Source organism: Burkholderia sp. AU4i, from assembly GCF_000466765.1.
Taxonomy (GTDB): Bacteria; Pseudomonadota; Gammaproteobacteria; order Burkholderiales; family Burkholderiaceae; genus Burkholderia; species Burkholderia cepacia.
Map to the genome: position 1 here is coordinate 38608 of NZ_ASSI01000107.1, position 22606 is coordinate 61213.

At 57.5% G+C, this 22606-nt stretch carries 21 protein-coding genes; 1 reads left to right on the forward strand and 20 read right to left on the reverse strand.

The features are described from left to right. Window positions 1–128: 128 nt before the first annotated feature. From L810_RS24510 to L810_RS24580, 16 genes are all read right to left on the reverse strand, one after another. On the reverse strand, window positions 129–2072 hold the full coding sequence (locus L810_RS24510; RefSeq protein ID WP_042976046.1) for an AAA family ATPase: 1944 nt from the start codon (window positions 2070–2072) through the stop codon (window positions 129–131). Next, entirely contained in the window at window positions 2072–2218 is a 147-nt protein-coding gene (locus L810_RS47485; RefSeq protein WP_155836362.1) for a hypothetical protein, read from the reverse strand. Before L810_RS47485 ends, L810_RS24510 begins: the two co-directional genes overlap by 1 nt. Before the next feature lie 64 nt (window positions 2219–2282). Continuing rightward, entirely contained in the window at window positions 2283–2573 is a 291-nt protein-coding gene (locus tag L810_RS24515; RefSeq protein WP_042975968.1) for a hypothetical protein, read from the reverse strand. A gap of 37 nt (window positions 2574–2610) precedes the next feature. Further along, window positions 2611–3825: a type IV secretion system protein gene (locus tag L810_RS24520; RefSeq protein WP_051392312.1), complete on the reverse strand. Its 1215-nt coding sequence runs from the start codon at window positions 3823–3825 to the stop codon at window positions 2611–2613. Window positions 3826–3983: 158 nt separating this feature from the next. Beyond that, the gene (locus L810_RS24525) at window positions 3984–4769 is read right to left on the reverse strand and encodes a Conjugative transfer protein TrbJ (protein WP_021161009.1); all 786 of its coding nucleotides are present in this window, start codon (window positions 4767–4769) and stop codon (window positions 3984–3986) included. Between the two features lie 27 nt (window positions 4770–4796). After that, window positions 4797–5558 carry a conjugal transfer protein gene (locus tag L810_RS24530; RefSeq protein WP_042975970.1) on the reverse strand — a complete coding sequence of 254 codons (762 nt, stop codon included), beginning with the start codon at window positions 5556–5558 and terminating at the stop codon, window positions 4797–4799. Beyond that, window positions 5551–8007, reverse strand: a complete 2457-nt coding sequence (locus tag L810_RS24535) for a VirB4 family type IV secretion system protein (protein ID WP_242610642.1) — start codon at window positions 8005–8007, stop codon at window positions 5551–5553. The genes L810_RS24530 and L810_RS24535 overlap by 8 nt, the downstream gene beginning before the upstream one ends. A 71-nt stretch (window positions 8008–8078) precedes the next feature. Then, complete coding sequence (locus tag L810_RS24540; protein WP_042975973.1) at window positions 8079–8399, reverse strand: VirB3 family type IV secretion system protein; 321 nt, start codon at window positions 8397–8399, stop codon at window positions 8079–8081. A 10-nt stretch (window positions 8400–8409) separates the two neighbouring features. Next, the gene (locus L810_RS24545; RefSeq protein WP_021161012.1) at window positions 8410–8781 is read right to left on the reverse strand and encodes a TrbC/VirB2 family protein; all 372 of its coding nucleotides are present in this window, start codon (window positions 8779–8781) and stop codon (window positions 8410–8412) included. Beyond that, window positions 8720–9772 carry a CpaF family protein gene (locus L810_RS24550; protein ID WP_042975976.1) on the reverse strand — a complete coding sequence of 351 codons (1053 nt, stop codon included), beginning with the start codon at window positions 9770–9772 and terminating at the stop codon, window positions 8720–8722. Before L810_RS24550 ends, L810_RS24545 begins: the two co-directional genes overlap by 62 nt. A gap of 128 nt (window positions 9773–9900) precedes the next feature. Continuing rightward, window positions 9901–10503: a DUF4400 domain-containing protein gene (locus L810_RS24555; RefSeq protein ID WP_242610641.1), complete on the reverse strand. Its 603-nt coding sequence runs from the start codon at window positions 10501–10503 to the stop codon at window positions 9901–9903. 35 nt (window positions 10504–10538) lie between these two features. After that, window positions 10539–11162 (reverse strand): hypothetical protein, encoded by a 624-nt coding sequence (locus L810_RS24560; protein WP_042975980.1) that lies wholly within the window; start codon window positions 11160–11162, stop codon window positions 10539–10541. A gap of 35 nt (window positions 11163–11197) precedes the next feature. Further along, entirely contained in the window at window positions 11198–13087 is a 1890-nt protein-coding gene (gene traD / locus L810_RS24565; RefSeq protein ID WP_021161014.1) for a conjugative transfer system coupling protein TraD, read from the reverse strand. Beyond that, on the reverse strand, window positions 13084–15255 hold the full coding sequence (gene mobH / locus L810_RS24570) for a MobH family relaxase (RefSeq protein ID WP_021161015.1): 2172 nt from the start codon (window positions 15253–15255) through the stop codon (window positions 13084–13086). The genes traD and mobH overlap by 4 nt, the downstream gene beginning before the upstream one ends. Window positions 15256–15475: 220 nt before the next feature. Next, complete coding sequence (locus L810_RS24575) at window positions 15476–16030, reverse strand: FlhC family transcriptional regulator (protein ID WP_042975983.1); 555 nt, start codon at window positions 16028–16030, stop codon at window positions 15476–15478. Between the two features lie 2 nt (window positions 16031–16032). Continuing rightward, window positions 16033–16245: a hypothetical protein gene (locus tag L810_RS24580; RefSeq protein ID WP_249205786.1), complete on the reverse strand. Its 213-nt coding sequence runs from the start codon at window positions 16243–16245 to the stop codon at window positions 16033–16035. A 468-nt stretch (window positions 16246–16713) separates the two neighbouring features. On the opposite strand from L810_RS24580, the gene L810_RS24585 reads away from it, so the two are divergent. Beyond that, window positions 16714–17394, forward strand: coding sequence for a helix-turn-helix domain-containing protein (locus L810_RS24585; RefSeq protein ID WP_042975987.1), 681 nt, complete (start codon window positions 16714–16716; stop codon window positions 17392–17394). Here L810_RS24585 and L810_RS24590 read toward each other — a convergent pair. The 4 genes from L810_RS24590 to L810_RS24605 form a co-directional block, all read right to left on the reverse strand. Continuing rightward, window positions 17342–18046 (reverse strand): hypothetical protein, encoded by a 705-nt coding sequence (locus L810_RS24590; protein WP_042975988.1) that lies wholly within the window; start codon window positions 18044–18046, stop codon window positions 17342–17344. The genes L810_RS24585 and L810_RS24590 overlap by 53 nt on opposite strands. Before the next feature lie 128 nt (window positions 18047–18174). Beyond that, a complete protein-coding gene (locus tag L810_RS24595; protein ID WP_042975990.1) occupies window positions 18175–19248 on the reverse strand; it encodes a DUF7146 domain-containing protein in 1074 nt (357 codons plus the stop codon). A gap of 59 nt (window positions 19249–19307) precedes the next feature. After that, window positions 19308–21443, reverse strand: coding sequence for a hypothetical protein (locus L810_RS24600; RefSeq protein ID WP_021161019.1), 2136 nt, complete (start codon window positions 21441–21443; stop codon window positions 19308–19310). Window positions 21444–21500: 57 nt separating this feature from the next. Then, window positions 21501–22601, reverse strand: coding sequence for a DUF3150 domain-containing protein (locus L810_RS24605; protein WP_021161020.1), 1101 nt, complete (start codon window positions 22599–22601; stop codon window positions 21501–21503). Between the last annotated feature and the right edge of the window lie 5 nt (window positions 22602–22606).

The window sequence follows — 22606 nt, forward strand, 5'->3', positions numbered from 1 at the left end:
GGGGTTCTTTCCCCGGGTGGACTGCTCCGATACCCGATGGTGACCGTAACACTCCTCCTCGACTAACCCCAAAAGAAAAGGCAGGCCCGTGGAAACAGGGCCTGCCCCGATCGTGAAAGGACCTCCGATCAGTTGCGAGAAATCGTTTCTCGGGCCTCCACAATGTCGTCGACCGTGAGACTAGCTTCCTCGCCATCCAGCATCCTCACGGCACACTGGTTCACAGCTTCCTGAAGGATTGCGTCGACGTTTGCAATCGACTCCCCTTTCAGGGCATCCACCACACGAGCCACGAAACTGTTCAACGGCTCGATGCCTCGTTTTTCCAGCCAGCCGGAGACGAATGTCTCGATACCCACTTGATCAGGCAACTCGAAGCGTACCTTCTCGGTAAAGCGGCCGCCACGCATCGCAGCCTCATCGATATCGTCCACGAAGTTCGTGGCCGCGACGAAAACGATATCCGGTGTTTTGCCAGCCGCGCCGTCCATCGAAACCAGGACTTTGTTGGTCAGGGCGGAGACGTTGGACATCTGGCGGTTCCGGAGAATATCGTCGGCCTCATCCAAGAACACGATCACCGGACGAATGTCCTTCGCCTCGCGGATCAGTTTGTCCCACGATGAGGGATCAGCCATCAGCGTACTCCCTGTGGTCTGCAAGAACGCCCATCCTGTCGCCTTTGCCAGAGCACGTGCCGCTTCGGTCTTTCCCGTTCCCGGAGGACCATAGAACACGATTCCTGTCGGCGCTTTGCCGCCCATTTCCTCGATCTGGCTGATTTTGGACATACGGGTTGCGATCGCCTTCAGACGCTTGCTCGACGGGACAGATAGGATGATCTGGTCCAGCCCTTTCGTATTCTCCGGGATCTTGCCTGCGCGACCTTGCAGAGCTCGCATCGCAGCCATCAAATCGTCGAAGTCAAAGCTATTCCGATTGGTCTTCCGCTTCACTTCCCGAATTTGCTCACCTATCGACTGGATGCGCTTGCTGGAATAGCCGACCCAACGCTTGGCTGCTCGTTCCACTGCCGCTTGCGGAATTTCCACATACGGCACATAACGTTTGAGCGAGGCATCGAGAAGTGCGAGACGGGCAGGTTCATCCGGCGTCGGAACTTCGATTTTGAAATCGAAGCGTCCTTCCCGCATCCCGGCCGCATCAAGCTTGTCGAGGTAGTTCGTTGCAGCAACCACGACGACACGATGCGCACGGATGTCCACCAGCTCCGTCAGCAGTGCGTTCGTGATCTTCCCTTCCTCACCGCCAGACTCTGCCATCCCAGCCCGGTCGACGAGCAGACTGTCGGCTTCGTCGATGAAGAGCATGCACGGAGCGTGCGCCTTCGCGTCCGCAAACGCCTGAACGATGCTTTCCGTCGTCTGGTTCTTCCAACGGCTGGCCACGTCGCTGTTTCGCAGCTTGATCAGTGGAAGCTTGAATTCCCCGGCCAAGCACTCCGCAAATTCCGTTTTGCCATTCCCCGGCTCACCGTGTAGGAGGATACCGTTGCGCGGGTCCTCGCCCTCCGAGCGCTTCGCCAAAATATCCGACACGGCGCCGCGGAGGCGATCCTTCAGATCCTCCATCCCCACGAGCGAATCAAGGGTCTTTCGCGGAGTCGCAACCGGCAGATGCGGCAGCGGCGTAGAACCTGTTTCCTGCGGATTGTTCACGACCATGGCGCGCTCGCGTTCATCAGCAGCCTCAGGGAACTTCCGGGCAAGCCACGGGTAGACTGAAAGAATCGGCAGAAAACCTGCGAACCCCCAGAACTCCCCAGCATCCGCATGACCCGAAAGCAGCGCGATCCAGCTAAACGCAAAGACAGTGATTGCCACGTAAGCGATAGCCCAGAATCGAATAGCCGCAAGACCGAGGACCACAATAACGACAGACGCGACTCGGCCGTAAAGAACCACGTCATGCGTCGATTGGTTCGACGTGAGCAGCTGCCACGTCTCCCAGGCCCATGCAACCGCTGACAGGACCGCGAACGCAAGAAGTGCGATGACCGCCAGGCCGAGGAGCGTATCGAGAGGGTTCGATTGACGATAACGGCCGTTCATCATTCGCCTCCATGGGCCGGCGAACGAGCCGAATCGAAGTGAACTTGGGCGCTGCGTGACGAATGGTCCACGTTCAGGCTGGTGTTGTAGTACCAGCCATAGCAGGCAAGCGCAGCAAACAGAATGGTTCGGTAGAGGGTGGTCATGTTTCCGATCTCCTTACCCCCTAATGTACGTGAAGGCGATACGGAAACAAGCCCCCACGAGTGACTAGAAGAGAAGGCGGTAGATGAAGGGGATCGCTTCCAGGACTGTCCACAAGAGGAGCCCCCCGATCCCCACGAGAAAGACAACGGGCTGCTCAATAAGCGTCCGCGCCAGCGTCACCCCTATCGCACTTGGGACGGACTCCCGAATCATTGCGTGCAACTGGCTTTCCCTCGCATCCCATTCCTCTTCGGTATCCGGCCCCGCGCGAAGCATATGAAGCGTTTCCACAAATGCTTCCCGGAAAGACCTCTTCGTCTGGCGTTCGTCGCGTTGTGCCTCGGTGGTGCTCATGCCATTCCTTTCATATGCCTATCGACAGGTCGAAAAATTAGCGCTTGGACGTACTGCCACCGCGTGCTTGCGCCATGGTTGCCCGAACGCCTCCGCTCGAGGACATAGTGTTTCTGGACCCGCTACTCCCACCGCCACCACGGACCCCGCCACCGCCACCCCGAATCCGGTTGAGCGCGGCCTGGCCGGCCGACTTCAGGCCTTGGCCGGCTGCGCGAGCACCCTTACCCGCGAGCTGACCCGAGCGCTGGGCGGCCGAACCAAGGCCCCTATGCGGCCCCCAGTTCTTCACGCTACTCCAGGCGCTAAAGCCCATGCCAACCCGAGAACCACCTTGGAGCAGCCCCATCGCAATGCCGTTGATCTCCGACATCATGTAGGCGATCACCAAGGCGAGTACGACCAGGACCACATACAGAATGACGTTCGTGGCCGTCGCCCCCTGCGCAACGGTTGTCATGGTGGTCATCAAGGTGTTGGTCATTTTGATCATGATCGCGCCGACGATCTGCATCATGCCGGCGCCAATCATGTACTTCAACCACCCATCGAACAGGAAAGTGGTGTACGGCATCAGAAGCCAAGGCACCATCACGGGCGCAACTGCCAAGCCGATATATACCTTCATCTGCGAGAGGATGTAATTCCCTGCCCACAACGCCGCGGCGCCGGCCACAATCACGGTCGTCGCCAACTTCAGAATCACAATTGCGAGACCGGCGAGAATCGAGCCGAGATCGAAATCACCGATCGTATGGAAGAGCGACGAAAACCAGTTGCTCCCACTCGACCCCGACGACGTCGAGCTTCCGTCCGCACTTGCCCAAAGACTGGAGATAGCGGTGAAAAAACTCTTGAAGCCACCGGACAAATTCGTACCAGCGCCAAACTGGTTCGAAATTTGGGAGAAAGTTTGTGTAAGAGCGTTCTGCGAGCTCGAGTTCAGGCACGCCATCACAATGCCGAGCATTAGGATCTGGATGATGATCTGCGCGAAGACCTCGCCCAAAGACTCGCCCTTTAGCATTCCGGTGATCGCTGTCCAGACGAACATCACGCTGAAGAGCACCCACTCCAGTTCGGCACCATCTGCAGCCAGGGTACCGCTCATATTGCTGAAATTTGACTGAATCGTGCTTTCCAGTTGATTCAGATCGTTCGTCACCTGAGAGACGAAACCCGAGTCCGCCGCGGAAATTGAGATCCCCGACGAGCCAGCGTTCTGCGCGAAAGCCGAGAGCGAAAATAGCATGCACGCGATAAACGCCACGACCGATAGCAGCCCAGATATCCCCGTTCGGTCCGACGATCTTTTCGATGACATTTGCACACTCACACTGAACATACCGGCTTCCTTAGAAACTATTCGCCTAACCGACACTTACCCGCCCATGCGTCGGGCGGGCCCCTTCAGTTCGTCGCTCCGCTGCCGGAGGTTCGGTAGATAGGCGAACCGTTCCTCAATCCGTTGACCAGCGAGCTCATGTTTCCGTTGTCGGTGCTGATGGTCTGGTCGATAGACTGAAGTGCATCGTTGTTGCGCTGCTTTGCGATCGCCTTATTCATTTCTTCCACCGCTTTCGCGCTACCGTTGGTCGACTGGAGCTGTTGCATCAGTTGCGCGTTCTGCATGACGACCCGGTTCATCTGCTGGTTCATCAACTGCATCGACTCGTGGATGCCCGACGTTGTCGGGATCTGCGATTGCCACTGCTGCGCCATCGCATAGTCCTGCTGGATGGCGTTAAGCGTATTGGCCTCGTTCTGCGCGCGGATCTTCGCCGCGCTGATGCCATTTTGGATATCCTGCTTCTGCTTCGTCATATACTGATCCCACGTCATGTTACTCAGCTGGGCTGCTGAGAACTGAGTAGAGATCTGGTTCGACATCCCGGACAGATTGCCGTACAGCGAATTCAGTGAGTTGATGTAGCCATTGATATTGGTCAGATTGAGATTGCCGACACTCTTCAGCGTGTTCAAAGCCTCCGGGCCGATCGATGCGAGCTGCTTGACCTCATTCTCGTACTGCAGTAACTGTGTCGAATACTGCTGCGTTTCCTTAAGAACAGACTGGACCGTCTGCGCCGCGGTCATCAAGTTCTGGGCGTAATTCGTTGGATCGAAAACAATGTACTGGGCAAATGACGCCGTCGAAGCACACATCATCAGTACGGCACCAAGAATCTTTTTCATGGTTATTCCTTTCGTATCGTGTGAGAACTACTGCAGACCGTTGATCAATGACTGACTATTCTGGTTGTCCTGCTGAATGGCGCCATTGAAAATAGTCCGTGCCGCAGCGTCCTGATTCTTTCTGCCTAGCTCATCAGCCTCGCTATTTGCCTTGAGTACGCCATTCTTGTCGGCGAGCATCTTGATGATCTGCGAGTTCTGCATGAGAACTCGGTTCATCTGCGTATTCAGCAACTGGACATCCTCATTCGTTCCCATCGTGGCCGGGATTCGCGCCTGCCACTGCGCCGCCATCGCATAGTCGTTCTGAACCGATTGCAACGTCGCAGCTTCGTTTTGAGCGCGGATCTGTGCCGACTGGACCCTTGCCTTGATTGCCGCTTGTTGTGATGCCAGATATTGAGACCACGTCTGTCCGGACAGTTGAGCCTCCGTGAAACGGTTATTCAACGCGGTCGACACATTGTTCAAATCACCAACGACGTTCTGAAGGCTGGACACATAATTGTTCACGGCCGTCAGATTGGTAACAGAGACACCGCCCAACGCTGCAAGCTGCTGCGGATTGATCGCCGCCAACTGCTTGACCTGCATCTCGTACTGCTGGATTTGCAGCGCATACTTCTGCCCATCCAGGATTACCTTCTGGGCAGTCTGCGCAGCTTTGATTACGTTCTGCGAGAAGTTGGTCGGATCGAACACCAAACCGCCCGTGAACACCGGCATTCCGCCGGCGTAGCACGAGCCCGAAAAGAGGACGGCCAGGAAAGCAGCGACGGCCTTATTCATTTTTTGCGACCTCCCCCAAGCGCACCATTTCCTCGATGTACTGTTCTTCCCAATCGGGAACCAGCTTGGCGCGGAATTCCTTATATTTCTGAATCGCGAGCTGGTCCGACCGCAGGCAGGCGAGCATCTCAGCCGGAAAACGGACGTTTGCCATGCGTGACATACCCTCGGGATTCACGAAGTAGTACTGCACCTTCCGCGTCGCTGTACGGATGCGCTCGATCTGCTCATCGTTGAGCTGGAACTTGTTGCGATACAGGTCCAAGTGCGCCATCACGCTCGGGTTCGGGAGGAAAATCCGGTTCTGAATGTTGTCGATGATCGTGGTGAAGATGTCGCTGTCGGCGATTTCCTTGAGCGACTGTGTCGTCATGCCGACGATCGCATTTTTCTTGGCGAGTGTGCGTAGCCAGTTGTCGAAGCGCTCACGCAGCTTTTTGTTCTTGAAGAGATACCAGACCTCCTCGAGGTAGATCAGCGTCGGCTTGATCCCTTGCTCCGGATCAAGAACCAGCATCTCGTCGATGCAGAAGAATGCGTAGTCGATAAAGACAGGGGCAAGGATCTCATCCTCGAGTAACCCTCCCATCTCAACGTCGGTGAACGACGACAACTTGAAGTCATCCTCCGAGCTATCGAAATGCGGGTACGTGCCACCGTCCTCAAGCCAGGGCTGCAACTCCTTGTACAGATCGTTCGAAATCGCCTTCATGAAGTCTGCGAGGCGCGACAGTCGCCAGTTTTCCGGCGGCTGATCGGCCAGCATGTTGAGCGCCTTGTTCATGTCGAGCTCGTCTTCGGTCTTCCACTCGTATTGCCGAAGAGTCACGATCAGCTGCAGCCACCGCATGAGCCATCCCCGCTTCGTCGGATCATTCACGACGCGCAGAGGATTCATGCGAGGTGCCTTGCCCGTGCTGGGGTTCATGTCGATATGTTTCGCACCCTGAAGACCCGAGGCGACATAGCACGAATAGTCCTTATCGAAGATCAGGACATTGCACGGGTGATACTTGAAGAACTGCGAAATCAGGAAATTGAGCAGCGTCGTCTTACCCGAACGCGACGGGCCCACCACGAAGAAGTGAGGCAAGTCCCCTTGGTGGAAGTTGTAGTTGAATGGAACGTTGTGCTCGGTCGGCAAAAGTGCCAAAGCCGGAATCGGGCGCTGCAGCTGCCCTGACAGGTGCGAATTTCGACGTTCGCCGGTCCGAATCGCTCGGAGTTGTGCCAGATCAGCAAGATTCCCCACGTTGATGAAGCCCCATCGGACGATGTTTGCCCATTGGCCCGGCAATGTCGCCGTGAACGCCGAGAGCGCGTACATTCGTTCGCGAACCACCTTCGCACCGACAGCGGTGCGCATCGTGCTGCCGACGTCTTTTAGCGTCTGCTCCATCTCTTCTTCGGTATCCCCGTAGCAGAGAATGGTCATGTTGTAGTGCCCGTATGCACGGTCGAGCGCCGTCAGATCTTCCAGCGCAGACGACGCGTCTTCGGCCAACGCGAGTTTGCCGGCATCGATCTTGTCCGACTCCGTTTTCGTCATCTGTTCCACCAAGTGCGTCGTCCAACGCTTGGTGCTGGCCATAAAATGGTCCTGCGTCGCCTGGATGTACTTCTTCGCCCGTTCGTTGCCCCAGAACTCGAAGCACTGGCTGACGGTTATTTCACCGTCAATTTGCAGTAGCGGGTCAGTCACGCCGGGCGCGATGATGTTTGGCCAGTTCTTCACGCTCATTGCGCCCACGTAGCGCGTGACGTCACCCTCGAATTCAAGGTGTTTCTTCTTCCGTCGAAGCGTCGAGTCCGGCAGGTACGTATTGAGGTACACCGGAATATCCGGGATTGCGACGCGGTGATGATCGTTCGGCGGACTCACACGCTGGTGCATGAACGTCATCAACTCGTTGCTCTGCAGTCGGCGAAAGCCAAGCGAGTTCACCGTCGTCTCGAACTCTTCGAGAATCTGGCGAAAGTGAGTTTCGTGTGCGTCAAACTGCTCAAATGCGAGCGCCGCGTTCTTCTTCGCCGAAGTGGCGGAGAACAGGATCGCACTCAAGGCTTTGAACATCCCAACCTTGTGCCGATCCATGTGATTCGTCAGCTTGTCGAAAAAGCCGCCCGAGCCACCGAGATTGCGGTAGACCACTGCAAAGTAGTGACGGTTCTCGTACTGCCGCTGGCCGAACAGGTGTTGTTTCCACGACAGATCCAAGAACTTGCCGATCGCCGTCGGAAAATCTGCGTCCGGATAGTATTCCGTCCGACGGCGGTCCATGATGGACCAAACTAGGATATGTTCATCAAATCCCTTGAGAGCACGCTCAAAGTTTTCGACAAACCCATCCGTTTCGATCGGGAGACGGCCCTCGGCATCAATACCCGCAACCTCGTACACGACCATCATCGATCCGTCGAGGTTGAACACCATATCTGCGGCGTTCATACCCATCCACGGTACGAGTTCCGAAAAACTCTTTACCGATTTCAGATATGAGCCGAGGACTGCCTTGATACTCAACATAAGATGTCACGCCCAAAGCCATGCGGCCGTTTGACTTTCGATTTCCGATCGATCCGGACCCAGGGGTCATAGACGTCGGACTGTCGGCTGTACTGCGTGTAGATCAGGAAGATGTTCTCGTCACGCTTCGTCAGCCACACCAGGAAAAGGTGCACTGCTACGCAAAACGGGAAGTACAGCCAGATCCGCCACACTCCCAACATTGCGATCGCGATCGCCAGGTGGACTTTTGCGAGACGCTCTTCCACTCCGGCGATCGTCTTGATACGCATCAGGGACGAGTGGATTACCGTGGTTCGAGGTTCGTAATCCATCTCATCCCCTTTACGCGCCCGAGCAGCCGCTGCCCGTGCCGCCGCCGTCAGTCTGGATCGCGCCGAGCCACGTTGCCGCCTGCAGCGCGATCGAGATGCCGACGATCACGGCGAGACCACGACCGACCCATCCACTGACTTCGCCAGCCGCCCACATGATGCCGAGGATCACCACGATGATCCCCGAGATCGCGTAGCCGACCTGGCCCGTCATGAGGTTGAAGAAGTCGCACAGGATGCCGGTAATCGGCAGCGTAAGCGTCGCGAAGGCCTGCGACGACGAGACCAGCGCGACAGCCAGCAGCGACCCGAGTACGACCCTACGCTGCTCGGGCGAGCTCGCCTTGATCGCCGCCGAGCATCGGGACATCAAACGTTTCATATCTGCTACTCCTATAGATGAGAGTGGTTTTGTACTCTTTCGACTGCCGATCAAAGCCGTCGACCTTTACTACTTCTGCCACGATCCGGTCGTCGCCGACCAACTTCATGAACACCATCACCTGGAAAGCACTGGCAATTCGAGCCTGAATGCCTTCCCGGCTATCCGGCGCATCTGCTGATTGCGCCACCATGTCCTCGAAGCGATTCAGGCCTTCCGCACCGTTATTCGCGTGCAACGTCACCAGAGGACCTTCGTGCCCCGTATTGGCCGCTTGAAGAAGGTCGTTTGCTTCAGCACCGCGGGCCTCGCCGAGCACAATTCGGTCAGGGTTTTGCCGCAGCACGCTTTCTAGCAGGCGTTTAGCCGTAACCTTGAGCTGCGGGTTGATCTGCAACCGCACGTTGTTCGGCGACTTGACGACGAGTTCCGGAACCTGCTCGATGGTGATGATTCGGTCGTCGGGCGGAAAACATCCCAGCAGAGTGTTCGCGAATGTCGTCTTCCCCGAACCCGTACCTCCGACTATCGCGACGCCGAGACGACGACGAACCGTATCCGCCAGAACGTCCGCCACTTCCTGGGGTAGAGCACCCTGCTCTACCCAGTCGGACATGGCCTTGACGACCATGTTGTTGCGTCGGAACGCGATAGTCGGGCCATCGACGGCGACCGGCGGAAGTGTTGCCTCCACACGAAACCCGGGCAGCTTCGTACTTACGATCGCGTCTGCCGATTCGTTGCTCACCTGGATGCCCGAATTGGAAGCGAGAAGGGTAATGGCGGCCTCGATCTGGGCGGCCGAGATCTTCGCCCCGCTGCAGAACTTCTTCCCCCCCTGCTGAACCCAGACATCGTCCGGGCGGTTGATCATGATGTCTGTCACGGTCGCGTCCTCGAGCCACTCCCGGATCGTGCCCAAACAGTTCATGACCATTTCGAGCAGACTGTTTCGGCCGCTGCTGCGGCCATCTCTCTTCAAATCGCTCATCGTTGTCCTCGTTTTGACGACGCGTTACAGCCTCGCCTATTCAGTCATTGCATAATCTACCCAAGCTTCCTGTCAGGAACTACGCGGAAACGCAACGTAAAGCGGGGGGGTTTCCCCCCGACAATTGCTCAGGAACCGAAAATTCGCTGCGAATTGGAGAGCATCACCGCCACAGGAAGGGCCATCACGAGTGCCCAAATCGGCACGAACAGAGGTGTCACCGGGATCGGTGCCACGAGGTACATGACTGGGAAGAAAATGATCCAGAGAAGCACGTGCGCAGCGAGGGAAAAAGCGCTGGGATTCTGGTAGGCAAATTCGGCAAGCTTTTTGGCACGGGTCATGTATCCGTCGACCACACAAGCGATCAGGAAGGGACCAACGAAGGCAAGCCAGTGCCACACGATAAACAGGCGGATCATCATCCCGTAGAGATTGATCACCATCGAACCGAAGTACGAGTTGGTGATTGTTCCAAAGTGCTTGAGCGCTCCGCTCAGGGCGTGCGCCTTCCTGTAGTCAGCTTGTGAAAAGTGAGTTTTGTTCAGGTCCGCGATGAACCCGGATTTCACGAAGGCGGTGCCGTAGACGCTTTTTGCGCTGTCGACAATAGTCTCGGTCTTTTCATCCCCGAAGACCGCCCTCGTCATCTCCACCTCACGTGAGATCCGGTCAAGCCCGTCTTGCACCGAGACGATCGCCGGGACGGCGAGGATCAGCACCAGGGTCACGAGAATCCAAAATTTAAGATGTAAGCCCCACTTCATCACTGCCTCCCATGTGCTCGAATATCCAACGAGCCGCTTGGCAGTTCGCTGACCCTACCAATGTCCTTGGCTGTCATAATCCGACTGCACAGCAGAAAACGATTCCCTACGAGCACATCAGGTTCTGCCGGCGGGACACGGACGAATCGCACTTTCTGAAGGCCAAGGCGTCTTGCCCACGAACCAATGGGTTCCTCGAAAGGCGGCCATACCCGGCGGTTACCTGCCTCATCAAAACCAACAGCGCTGTACTCCATGGCAATGTCAGCAGACAGCGCCAATGATTCGAGAAAGGCGACCATCGAATCGGTGCTTCTGCGTGAAGTCTCATAGACCTCTACGAAGCGCTCGATCGCGCGCTGGATCGCCTCTTCCACCAGCGAAGTCCCCACCGCGCCCGGGTAGCGATCGGACAGGATTTCGCAAAACTTCAGTGCCGATTGCTGCAGCGTTGGCCACTGCAAGAAAATCGGTTTGGCCGCAGCCTTACGCTCGGTCGAACGAAGCACGTTCGACAGGATCACGTCACCCTGTTTGCAGATGCTGGACACAGGCACTTCCACAGCGCCCTTGGTCCGCCTACGAAATTCCATGCCCGACAGATCGATAACCTGCGATTCCATAACTCTCTTTCAACCGATAAAGTGTGCCCAACTCGTCACAGAACGAGCTTCGGAATGCGCCCCTTGACAACCGTCCCGCGGTTCCAAACAGCCATGTAATGCAAATCCGGCAGTTTGCTCATCAACGTGATGGGGAACAGGTCGACCAATTCCTCGGATACCGTCTCGCTGATCGACCCACCGAATTCAATTCCGTGGTCTTCAGTCTTCGAATTGCGTCCGTGGCTGCGCGAAATCTTCTTGATGTATGTTTCACCAATCTTCTCGGCAATGATCTTTTGCGTTTCTTCGTCCTGCGTTGCACCGGCAATCAGGTTGTTGAAGTTGCCGATCATCCGCTTGGCCTTGACCTCCGAACCGAGCTTGTCGGCAAGGTCAGCGAATGTCTGGCCGCAAGCGATGATGTCCAGTCCGGCTCCACGGCCCTTGTTCAACTCTTGAATCACCGGCTCGCACATCACATCGCCCCACTCGTCGATCAAGACGACGATGCGGGACTTATCCTTGATGTTCTTGTCGTAGTTGTATCGTTCACCGGCAACGGCCTGCATATCAGACAGGAGTGCTGCCGCGATCGAAGATCCAACTTCCGAATCGCTCAGAGAGTCGAGACCTGCGTAGAAGATGTACCCACCGTCGAAGATCTTTTTCGTGTCGAAGATCGGCCGGGGATCGTCGATATCGTCGTAATCCGGGCTGAGTAGCCCTTCGAGCTCCCCAGCCGTAAGTTTGGTGAGCAGCGGCAGCAACAGCACCATCATCTTCGCGAACCATTCACGGTTTGAGCGCACCGTACTGATCAGGCCTTTGATTTGTCGTGGCTGATCTTTGAGCGGGATTTCAGATTCGAAGAACTCCACGTAGGCCCGCAGCTCGGCCGAAGCCCCTTCCATATCGTTGTTCTTCTTGCTTTCCGGCTTGTTGAATTTTGCGACGGCGGGTGCCACTTGAGCTTCCCACCCCGGGACGTTCTGCCTGAAGAAGATACGCAGTGCTTTTTCCAGCAGCTTTTGTGCGCCGTTGAGGTTCTGGATCGCATCAAGCAAGGACGACCAGGACGGCCTTGTGCCGGTATAAATCAACGCCTGCGCAACGTGATTGACCTGCATCCACACGAACGAGCGGAATGACTCGTCCCCATCGCTCGGGATGAGTGAAGAAATTCTCGACGCCACCTGGGTCTCCCGGTCCCAGTTCTTGAGCGTGTCGATACGCACGGACTCCGACGGAAACGCAGGGTGGAACGTGATCACCTTCTCCGGTCGCCCCGAAAGCGTGCCGGCGTTCTTCGCGATCTCCTTCAGATCGTGATCCCCTTTCGGGTCAATGATAATGATCGTGTACCCGCGCAAGGCAAGCTGATAGACGAGCAGGCTATACAGCGTTGTCTTGATCGCCCCCGTCGTCGCCAGCACCGCGGTGTGTCCCTGCATCGCCGATAGGGGCATCAGCATGTCCCCCTCTTCCTCGAGCCCGTGGATCCACTGGAGGCCTTTCGCGTTTTTGGGGTCGAGCTGCGGTCCCTTCAGGCCGCGAGCCTTGAGAAACCACTTCGGCGGGTACACGGCCGCAAGATCCCGCTTCATGATCTCGGTGGCCTGTTGGGTATGACTAGGTTCCCAGCGATAACCCCAGCCAAGCCAGAGGTTGTCCCCGAACTTCGGAAGATTGACGCGAACAACATCAGCCTTCAGAAACGTGAAAGGCTTGCCCGCAAGATTGGCCTTGAAGTTCCAGATACTCTGAGTTTGTTTGGCTCGCCACAGCATCATTGCAGCCGAACCGGCGCCCATCCATACGAAGGCATTCGTGTGAACATCGGACGCTAATGCGATGCCAGTCATGGAAGCTAACGACACGCCCCACGCGAAAGCCGATCGTGCTTCATAGGTCGGACGGAATAGATTCTGGTAGTTGATGATCATTGGATGATCTCGAGATACTGAACGGCGTGTGACGCCAAGACGAGGCACGGTGCGTCTTTATCCGAGCCCGGTAGCTTCCGGTGGTGCTGCTTCTTGCCAGGATTGGAAGGGTCGACGTAGAGCATGTTCAGGTGATCGAGCTCCTCAATCACTGCCGGGAGAGGGGCGCCGAGGGTTCCCGCGTATTTGAAGCTCACGCACAAGCCATCGCGGTCGAGCAGGAACTTGTCGTTGAACTCTCCCGATCGATAATCCGCAATCAAACGCCCTAACGTTTCCCCAAGGAACGGCTTCAACTTGCGCCGAAATTGCTCGGGCAGAAGCTGAACGTATGAGAACTCGGCCTGCTCAGCTGGCGCCGGGAGCTTGGCTTGTGCAGGAGCATCTTGCTTCTGAATACCCCCCCGATTCCCGGCGCCGCCGGTCGAAGGTGGAACATTCTTTTGCGCGGGTGCCGCGCCATCATCCCTACCCGCCCGCGCTTTCTTGCTGCCGCGCACACCCTGCCCCTCGCCCGAATCGGCAAGGCTCTGCGTACCTTCTGCGATGCCAGGCGTTCCGCTTGTGTTTGCAGCCTGTTCCACTGTTGCCACGTCAACATCCGGTTTTGCGGCGGGAGGATTTGCTCCCTCAGCAACACGCTCTGCGATCGCTTCTTCTGACGTTCGCTCGCCCAGTTCCGTCGGATCCAGCGTCCGCATCGCCGACCGTGACTGCGCTTGTTGTTGCATCAATGACGTCAGCCTGTCCGGCGCTTTTCCGGCCGGTGCCGGCGGCCTCGGAGCCTCGCCCGGAGTGGAGGTGGCCCCGACTGGCGCGGGAGTCTGCGGAGGCGCAGCCACTTGAGATACCGCAGTAGTTGGTGTCGCCGCCGGCATTTGCGAAACGCTACCGCCGGGCGGGGCTGCGACCGGAGCAGCAATTCCGCCCGCCAACGCCGTAGGTAACGGCGATACCTCGATATCGCCGAGCAGGCTAAGAGGGTTGACGAGTTTGGTTGCGACGTATTCCTTGCCGTTGGGAAGGACGACCTTCCAATACGGATCGCGGTCCACCTTCGCCGTAAAGACCTTCGCGTTCAGCAGGGCCTCGGCGAGCGTGTTTGCCTCCGTCGGCACACCCTGAATTCCCTTTTGAGCGATTTCCCGCGACAGTTCCTCCGCGGCCTTCTTCCAGATCACAAACAGACCGTCCGCACCGAACCATACGCGGCCCCCTTCCTCGTTGATCTTCCACTTGCCGTCACGAATAAGCGTACGCATCGCCTCGAGAAGATGAGGCTCAAGATGGTTACCCACGACCATCGTGCCGTAGTAATCCGGCCGAACCGCCTTGTCGCGATCCAGGACGCGCTTTCGAATCCGCGCAACGAGCTCTGCAACGGAGTTTTCGTTGTCTCGCGCCACACCAGTCGCAACGGAGAACACGATGGGAGCGATCGCCGGCGAACCGGCTTCGAGGTATTGCAGACAGCGATCGGGAACGATACGGCTAATCATCGCCGACACCTCGCCCTTTGCCGACGCGGTCTCAAAGCGCGGTTCGGGTTGCCAGGAAATGTGATACCGGTCAAAGCCGCCTTCACCACACCACCGATGCAAAGGCAGCAGGTACTTGGGCCATTGAGCGCCATCCGGCCCACTGACGATCAAGGACGCCAGCGGCCGGTGCAGCTCCGAGCAGACCCCTGCCAGGAACGCTGCGTAGCGCCACCGCGGCTCAAGCTTATGACGGCGCTCCACACCTTCGGTCGGGGTGAAAATCACCCCCTCGGAGGCCTGCAAGCAGTAAAAGCCCATTTCCAGCGACAGGCGGAACAAACCGCCGGCGCCCGTGTGCGTTTCTTGGCGAGAAGCTGGAAGAAGGTGTATGTACTCGGCAAGGTTCCGGATCACCGATAGGTACATGTCGGAGAAATCCGCTTCAGTACCCCCCGCTACGGTGCGAATCCGCGCGACCATGGCAGACTGGCTTTCCACAATGCTATCGACCGGCAGGACCTCAATGCCCGGATCGACAGGGGGATAAACGGGAACACGCGACGCTACCGTGTCCACACGAACTTTAGACGCAGCATGTCGTTGAAGCACAACCGGCGCGACAACCGGGGCTTCCTGCGACGTCTCGTCCGATCGGCCTGTCAGCCGCTGTAGGAGTTTTTTGAGCATAAAAAAAGTCTATGCTCTGCCACCTACCCGAGAAAGCGCGAAACGTTCGTCAAAAGAACAGTCTTTCCTCGCTTTACCTTTCCTGACAGAAATCTGAGACGGATTGTCAACTTCCGCCACTCAGATTTGACTATTCTTCCTGATGAGAAAGAAGATGCTTACAACGTTCGAAATTTGATGCAGAATAGTGGGAGCTGCGCGAGCAGCCGGAAACAATCACTTACCCCGCTTGATGGAATGTCGCAAGAACGCGGTTCCTGTGGCGCTTGCGGGATCCGCCGAAGTTCCCGTTGTTGCACACCGGGCACATCACGGGTTCGTTTCGCTCATGCACATGATGGGATGAGCAGCAGGCGCACTTCGTGAACCGAAGATCACCCGTCTCGAACCCGCGAACCAAAATCAGAGCCCGCTCGAACGAGAACTCAGAGCTCTTTTCCGGTTCGGAGCTTTCAAGGAAGAATGCGTAAGCTTCGATCAGGGAGTCGATGTGGTGCGCACCGAGTTCGCAGAGGCGTATGTAGGCTTGGAGGATCAGGCTGCCTTTGAAGCGCCAGCCCGGCTTCTGCAAGAACGCGTAGTCCTGCGCCGGAGACATGCCCGGCTTGGGTGTACGGCCGGTGAGCTGGGTAAATATCTCGCGGAAGGTCTGGATGTGTACGCCGCCGCGAGGAGACAGGAGCGCCTGCATCGTTTTGGGACGGGCGCCGAACTCGCACAGGCGCTTGAGCCTATGCTCGTGCTCGATGTAGAAGCGTAGCTGCAGATTTTTCATGATCAGCCGCGCAGAGCAATGACGTTCTGTACGGTGGACTTCGGCGCCGCCTGAACCGTCACAACCTTGAGGAGATCCGTGAACTGGTTGTCCACAAAAATCGCCTGGTTTGCATCCTTGACCTTCTCAACAAGAACTTCGAGGGGGGTCGAGAGAAGGACGTCAACGGCTTCGCTGCTCAGCTTGTACACGAGCATCGCGCGCGTCTGGTTCATGCGAACCGCGTTCCAGCGATTCTCGACGGCCTTTACGTTTTCAAGCGCGGCAAGCTCAAGAATAGGACACATTTCTGAAAACCCTCGATCGTGGTCACTGGTCGATAACCTTTACTTAACATCCTTTTTTGGGGAAACAACTTCTTGACAGGAAGTGTTCCTGACGGGAATCTACCCAAGTCCGCGATGGAATGCAAGCGTCAAGTCCTTTATGCTCGTCAATGTTAGGTACCGCACTCGACAAAGCTCAGGTTCTTCCTTACCGTGCCGTTAACTGTTGGTCGGTTTCGGCCGTCGGCAAACTTGGGGGATCCGACGGCCTGGACTGAAATTTCACATGCGCATTGGGCTTGACAAAACAGCTTGACAAAATGGATTCCGGGGTATCCGCCCTCGACTTTTGTCGTCCGGGGTAACTGACCTGCGGCATAATACTGAGCAGAAAACTCACTTTTTGGGTGCGCCACCATGGAAAAGAGCGGCATCGACGCCGTCAGGCAGACGTTCGGGAAGCGTCTGCATACGATTCTTGACGCAAGAGGACTTCCGACTACCGGATTTGCCCGGAGCCGGTACATTGCGGACTTAATAGGGGTCACATCGCCGACGGCATATAAGTACTTGTCCGGCGTGTTCGTCCCGAGCTATGACATCCTGATCGATCTCGCCAGACGTCTAAACGTCACGCCCGACTACCTGATCGGCGTGGGAAGCTTGAACAGCTACCTCCTCTACGATCCGTCCGGGCACAATCCGATTCAGATGTCGTTGCCCGAACGCATCAAGGAATTTTCGACCATTGGTTGGATCGGGCTGTTCTTCTATTGGAGCGTTTCTGCCCGCGAGGCAATGGATCTCGTCCAAGCCGGTGACAAGGTCGTCTATACCACCCAGAATCTGGGACTTGAGGCGGATCGGCATTACATCGTCCAATACGATGGATTGATGTACATCGCCAGGCTGAAGGCCTTGGTGACACACGAGGATGGCGCTTCTCAGTGGGAGTTCTCTTTTGAGGACGACACCGTGATCCAGTTGTCTCAGACGGACATTGGCTTTGGATATGCCGCACATCAGGCGCCCCAAAGCCTCCATGTCATCGGATCTCCGGTGTATCGACTGCCTGCCGGGCATGCTTTCCCCCGTTGAAGTCAGTGTAGGCGGTGACGAAGTACCCGTCGTCGCCCACCACGAACACCCAATGACTCTCTGCGTGGTATAGCTTGGTGCTCCCCCGCTCCGGATTCCGAATAGGCGACATTCCGGCCTTTGCGACCCGTTGCATCTCCTTCCAGGCGACGACCGCGCTGACATGATTCAGCCGTGCCCGGAATTGATCAAAGCTGTGCTGCCGTACGCCGACTTTGCCGTGTCCCTTCACGTCCAAGAAGAGCTTGAGCGGCTCAGATACCAACAGATGCCGCTCACGGGTCTTGGCACCCTCACCCACCCACGAGCAGTCCTTCTCAACGTTGAGCGGGACTTCGAGGAATTTCGTCAGAAGCAGCACCGCGTAAGGATACAGGTGCGACTTCTTGCTCCGGCCGCTTCGTAGATCCAAGATGGTCGGGTTGGAGATCGTGATCTCGAGGCTCGCTCCGCTCCGATTGTCACCCATCAATTGGACGTCCTCGACGAGGTAATGCAGCGCGCTCAACTCCGCGACAACATCCTTCTCGGCAACATCTGCCTCCACCGTGACATACACGATGCCCTGTTTGCGCCCGAGCCGCCACGTACACACGAAGCGCTCTTCTTCAGCTTGAGTATGAATGGTAAGACGATCGATCTGATTACTCATTTGATTGGCCTGACGTTATAGCGACAGGATACTGATTGCGAACAGCCTTGCAAGGGGATGTCTGCTCCCCATAAAAAAAGCGCCGAGTTCCCCCGGCGCTTTCTGTTCAGGTCGATTCCGACCTATCTTCATGACCGCTTTGGTAGCGAACGAACAAAGTCCAGCATGTCCGTCCCGGCCTTGGCTGGTGCGTACTTGATCACTCGCTTGCCCATCGCCTTCGCGCGCTCAGCGAGCTTCTCGCCTGCCAGGAAGCCACGACGAACTCCCCGACTGTCGGGAAGGTCATTGTCCTGGTAGATCCGAAGCAGATCGATATCGTCGAGCACGGAGAAATCGAACTCCTCCATTCCGCCAGCGTCGACCATAGACCAGCAAGTTTCACGGCGAAACACCCGGACAGCAAGGGACGTTTCGATGCCTTCCGCAACGCTCAGTTCCCGGCTAGTCGGAGCGTAGAGTCGAATGGCCCCCCCCTTGATTTCAAGTGAGAGTTCCTTCTTCTTCACGCTCGGTACCGGGGCCTTCGCACCATCCTCCGTGAGGAAGGTGCGATGGATGTTGCAGCAGACACCATCCGGTCCTTGAATTGCCGCCACCATGCCGGGGAACTTCCCAACAAGAACAAACTTCTCGTCCTCGTTCTTTTCCCAATACGGCAGGGCAGGGTGAAACCGAAGAACAGCAGGAATATCAGCCGGATCAAGCTCGGGAAGACGCCCGGTCAGATACTTCCAGACCGGATCACCAACCGAGATTCGCCGAGCCTCGTTCCAAAGCTTTACGTGGCGAGCCTTGCGTCGAGCAAACTCCTCCTTGCTCATCGGCTCGCCAGACCGGCGCGGTGCATCTGCATTGCGTGGACGTACCGGAGACTCGGGCAAACCCGCCCCAAGTGACTCCAGCACCCAGCGAACACGTTGCATGAACGTCTTCTCAGGGAAAACCACGCTCAGCAGCTTGAGGCCGTTGCCGCCGCCGCATCCGCGGCAGAAGTAACTTCCATCACCGTACTTGTCGGTAAAGACATATCGGTCCTTGCCCCCACAAAAAGGACACGGACCGTTTCGCTTCAGTCGCAGATACTGTTCGTCCAGGCCGGCCACCTGCAGCAAGTCAGGCCAACGACCATCCGAACGCGACTGAGCTTCGGCGACCTGCCTTTCATTCTCAAGCCGACGCTCGAGCACATCAACGCTCATCGTCTACCCCTTTTGCTACTGCAGTTGAAAAACCGGGGGGATTTCCCCCCGGGCCCGGCCTACGCCGCCTTTTTCAGAACGAGATGCTTGCGAAGCAGCTCGAACATCTGGGTCGGCAAATCTGCAACCTCCGTGATACAGATGCTGTTGGGAATCACACCGGAGATATCGAGGCCGATACCAACACCCATCACCTCAATACCCCAGCGCTGACACGATGCAACCACATCCACCACGCCTTCCTTGCTGTCCGGCATACCGTCGGTTATCGGCAGAAGAATCCGCCGGGTCGCCTTGGTCGACAACAGCGAATACTGGCCATACAGCATCGCGTCTGCGAGCGGCGTGTTGTGACCGTCCGCTCGAACCGCCGCGATCCGGCCGGCACGTTTCCGCACCGGCTCGCCGAAGCGATTCAGCACGAGAACATCCCGATCGCACTCCTTCGATCCAGCCGGAAACGCGGACGTTGCCACCTGTACCCCGTCGATTTGCCCTAAAGCAATACCGAGCGCGGTGCAGGTATCCATCGCCAACGTCATCCGCTCTTCCAATCGCATACTTCCGGAACGATCCAGAAGCAGGTGGATGGCCACGTCGATGCTGGTGCGCGACGACTCCCGCTCGAAGATGTTCAGGTCGCCAGTCGACAGCCTGAGAGCACCCAGATTGGAAAGCCGTTCACCCGCATACGCATCCCAGCTTCTGGTTTGCGTTACTGCTTCCAGAGCCGTCGTCAATCTCCGACGCAGCGCGATCGACTCGCGCTTGACGCGCTGGACGATTTCGCCGTTGTCTTCGATCTCTTCCGTGAACGGGATCGCGTTCGACAGAACAGGAGGCGCCTCCGACTCAGCCGCCATGCCGTTCAGCATGCCCTGAACTATTTCCCCGAGATCCTCTCCGGGGTTGTAGCCAGCGCCCAACGCCGCACGAACATTGCACGACGTCGCTTTCTGAGAGAGGTCCAACGACGACGCTCCTGAATCATTCACCTGCGTTTGCTGCTGCCCGTCGTCAGCCGAGGCGCCCTCGCCCCCGCCATCTTCAGTAGCAGCAACAGAACCAGGTTCTTGACCCGAACCGTCGCCCATCTGGGTACCATCGCCCGCCTTCGAATCGCCGCTCGGCTGTGCACCATCACCCAGGTCGGTCGCAGAACCAGCGTCACCTTGCGACTGGTCGCCGTCCGGTTGCATTTCGGCGTTACCCTCGGCATCAGCAGAACCGCCTTGCGCCGAGGACGGATCCTCGGCCGCATCGGATTCAGCGTCCGCGGGACCTTGCGAAGGTCCCGCTTCGTCGGTCGACGTCGCATCACCCTCCGCCGCAGAACCACTACCGTTTTCGCCCGCCGCGGCTGGATCAGCCGACGCAGGATCGGACTGAACGTCACCGTCATCACCGGATTCGCCGTCTTGCCCGCTGTCGCCGGGCTGACTGCTATCGCCGGCAGATCCTGCTTCGACGTTCGCATCGGAATCAGCCTTCGAGGAATCCCCGCTGGTCTCATCCTGACCATCGGCTTCCGGCTCGCTCAAATCCTGCTCCGGATCCGAGTTCTCCTCTGCATACTGCTGCAGTAGGGAAACGGCCTCGACAGCGATCTGGGCGGCATCGGCCGACGAGTGTGCGAATTGAACCTTGCCGATGACCGTAAGATATGCGTCCGCAAAGGAACTGCCGAACGCACTCGTAAGCCACTGCACGGCGATCGCCTCGCGAGCCTGAAAGAAGGTTCGCTTGAGCTGTCGCCAGTTCAACGTATGCATCGTCGCGGTTATCAGAGCTTCAGCCAGATCGGAGGAATTCGACATTTCGCGAAGTTGCCCGTCTTTCGATAGGGTTTCGCGCATTGCCGTAAAGATCCGATTGGCACCAGGGTAGCGCCGCTCCACCAGGCCTTCTATGCGCACGTCCTCGAGCGCGTTGTAGATCCGGTAAGTGAACGCCGGCAGGTCCATCGCCTCAACCGACTCGAAGTCGGTATGAACGATATGCCCCGCCCCCTCGTGGAGGACAAACCCGAGACCGAGGACTCGAGCCTTTTCTACTTCGATTGGAAGATCGGGAAGCACGATCTCGCTGGGATTCGCATAGGCTCGATTACCGCCAATGCGCACCTTCAGACCACACTTCTCCGCAAGCAGCCTGGCCGCGATGGGCAAGGCGCCTTTCAGCGTATTGATGTTCATGCGATTCCTTCGAGAAAGAATCGCCCCCGAAGGGGCGATCGTTACGCCCCTTCGGGTTTAGATCCCGAAGCCCGTCGCCATGCCCGGTTGGGGCGGCAAAGGCAACGGCATCGACGGAACTGCCGGGCCAGGACGGCCGACAGATGCTGGGGAACCAGCGCTCACAACAGGCTGCTGGGGAGCAGCCATCGGCACCGCGACCGGCGGTGCGTCACCCTCTTCGTCCGCCGCACCGAAGCGCGGACCGACGGCGAGGTTGAAAGTCGAGGCGACGTCCCCCGACTCCAGACACTGCTGGCCAAACGCGCGCATGCGTTCCGGTCGCTTGAGGATCCCCGTCAGACCCCAAAGGGTCGTCAGATGGATACCCTCGATCTTGCCCTTCTCCGGCAGCAACTTAATGCTGTAGTCGATGGTCTCGATGATCGGACGTACACACGGGTCAAGGAAGGCGAGGCCCTCCATCTTCTCGCGAATCGCCTGCAGCGCGTTCTTGCAACGCTGCGTGACATAGTCACGAGCCTGGCCCTTCCTCTCGCTGCCGAACGACAGGGTGCGTTCTTCAAACGCCGCTGCTTCCTGGGCAATCTCTCGGAAGAGCGTCCCAGCCAGCCCCTGCTCGGCTTGTTTCAGGCCACCCGACAGTTGGTCGAAATCTTCTTCCGACTCGCCGACGGAGCGAACCTTGAACGCCTGCCAGCGGAATCCCAGAGCACCTTCGACGTACGCCTTTTCGGGCGCTTCGTCTTTGATGATATGGGCCCATTCCTGATTTTGCGGCGCGTTCTGCCACTCGAGGATCAGACGGTCGTAGTTCGACACGAGATGGGTACGCTCCTTCTCGTATTCGGCCGCGATTGCGTCGAGATCATCGGCGACCAGCTTCGCCTTCCCGGCCGGGATGGCATAGCCGCCCAGGAAACGCACTCCGCGGCTTTCACAAGCCTTTTGCGCCCGCTTTTTGAGCTTATCGAACACCTTGAGGTGCTCGCTGTCGATCACCTTCTTGCTACCCAGCGACGCAAGGTCACCGTGCGGCAGATCTTCGACTTCGCCGATATCGGTCGTTTTCAGCTTGCGCCGGCCGGACCAGATATGGGCTTCGATACTGAAACAGAGAACCTTTTCGAGGGTTCGGACTTCGGTTTGCTGCGACATGGAGA

What these genes read in the sequence shown, in the direction of transcription:
- L810_RS24600 (WP_021161019.1), bottom strand. Translation starts at nt 21,443, where the DNA reads ATGAACATCAATACGCTGAAAGGCGCCTTGCCCATCGCGGCCAGGCTG.
- L810_RS47485 (WP_155836362.1), bottom strand. Translation starts at nt 2,218, where the DNA reads ATGACCACCCTCTACCGAACCATTCTGTTTGCTGCGCTTGCCTGCTAT.
- L810_RS24525 (WP_021161009.1), bottom strand. Translation starts at nt 4,769, where the DNA reads ATGAAAAAGATTCTTGGTGCCGTACTGATGATGTGTGCTTCGACGGCG.
- L810_RS24540 (WP_042975973.1), bottom strand. Translation starts at nt 8,399, where the DNA reads ATGGATTACGAACCTCGAACCACGGTAATCCACTCGTCCCTGATGCGT.
- L810_RS24605 (WP_021161020.1), bottom strand. Translation starts at nt 22,601, where the DNA reads ATGTCGCAGCAAACCGAAGTCCGAACCCTCGAAAAGGTTCTCTGTTTC.
- L810_RS24510 (WP_042976046.1), bottom strand. Translation starts at nt 2,072, where the DNA reads ATGAACGGCCGTTATCGTCAATCGAACCCTCTCGATACGCTCCTCGGC.
- L810_RS24520 (WP_051392312.1), bottom strand. Translation starts at nt 3,825, where the DNA reads ATGCTATTTTCGCTCTCGGCTTTCGCGCAGAACGCTGGCTCGTCGGGG.
- L810_RS24590 (WP_042975988.1), bottom strand. Translation starts at nt 18,046, where the DNA reads ATGAGTAATCAGATCGATCGTCTTACCATTCATACTCAAGCTGAAGAA.
- L810_RS24515 (WP_042975968.1), bottom strand. Translation starts at nt 2,573, where the DNA reads ATGAGCACCACCGAGGCACAACGCGACGAACGCCAGACGAAGAGGTCT.
- mobH (WP_021161015.1), bottom strand. Translation starts at nt 15,255, where the DNA reads ATGCTCAAAAAACTCCTACAGCGGCTGACAGGCCGATCGGACGAGACG.
- L810_RS24530 (WP_042975970.1), bottom strand. Translation starts at nt 5,558, where the DNA reads ATGAATAAGGCCGTCGCTGCTTTCCTGGCCGTCCTCTTTTCGGGCTCG.
- L810_RS24535 (WP_242610642.1), bottom strand. Translation starts at nt 8,007, where the DNA reads ATGAACGCCGCAGATATGGTGTTCAACCTCGACGGATCGATGATGGTC.
- L810_RS24545 (WP_021161012.1), bottom strand. Translation starts at nt 8,781, where the DNA reads ATGAAACGTTTGATGTCCCGATGCTCGGCGGCGATCAAGGCGAGCTCG.
- L810_RS24550 (WP_042975976.1), bottom strand. Translation starts at nt 9,772, where the DNA reads ATGAGCGATTTGAAGAGAGATGGCCGCAGCAGCGGCCGAAACAGTCTG.
- L810_RS24585 (WP_042975987.1), top strand. Translation starts at nt 16,714, where the DNA reads ATGGAAAAGAGCGGCATCGACGCCGTCAGGCAGACGTTCGGGAAGCGT.
- traD (WP_021161014.1), bottom strand. Translation starts at nt 13,087, where the DNA reads ATGATCATCAACTACCAGAATCTATTCCGTCCGACCTATGAAGCACGA.
- L810_RS24580 (WP_249205786.1), bottom strand. Translation starts at nt 16,245, where the DNA reads ATGAACCAGACGCGCGCGATGCTCGTGTACAAGCTGAGCAGCGAAGCC.
- L810_RS24560 (WP_042975980.1), bottom strand. Translation starts at nt 11,162, where the DNA reads ATGGAATCGCAGGTTATCGATCTGTCGGGCATGGAATTTCGTAGGCGG.
- L810_RS24575 (WP_042975983.1), bottom strand. Translation starts at nt 16,030, where the DNA reads ATGAAAAATCTGCAGCTACGCTTCTACATCGAGCACGAGCATAGGCTC.
- L810_RS24595 (WP_042975990.1), bottom strand. Translation starts at nt 19,248, where the DNA reads ATGAGCGTTGATGTGCTCGAGCGTCGGCTTGAGAATGAAAGGCAGGTC.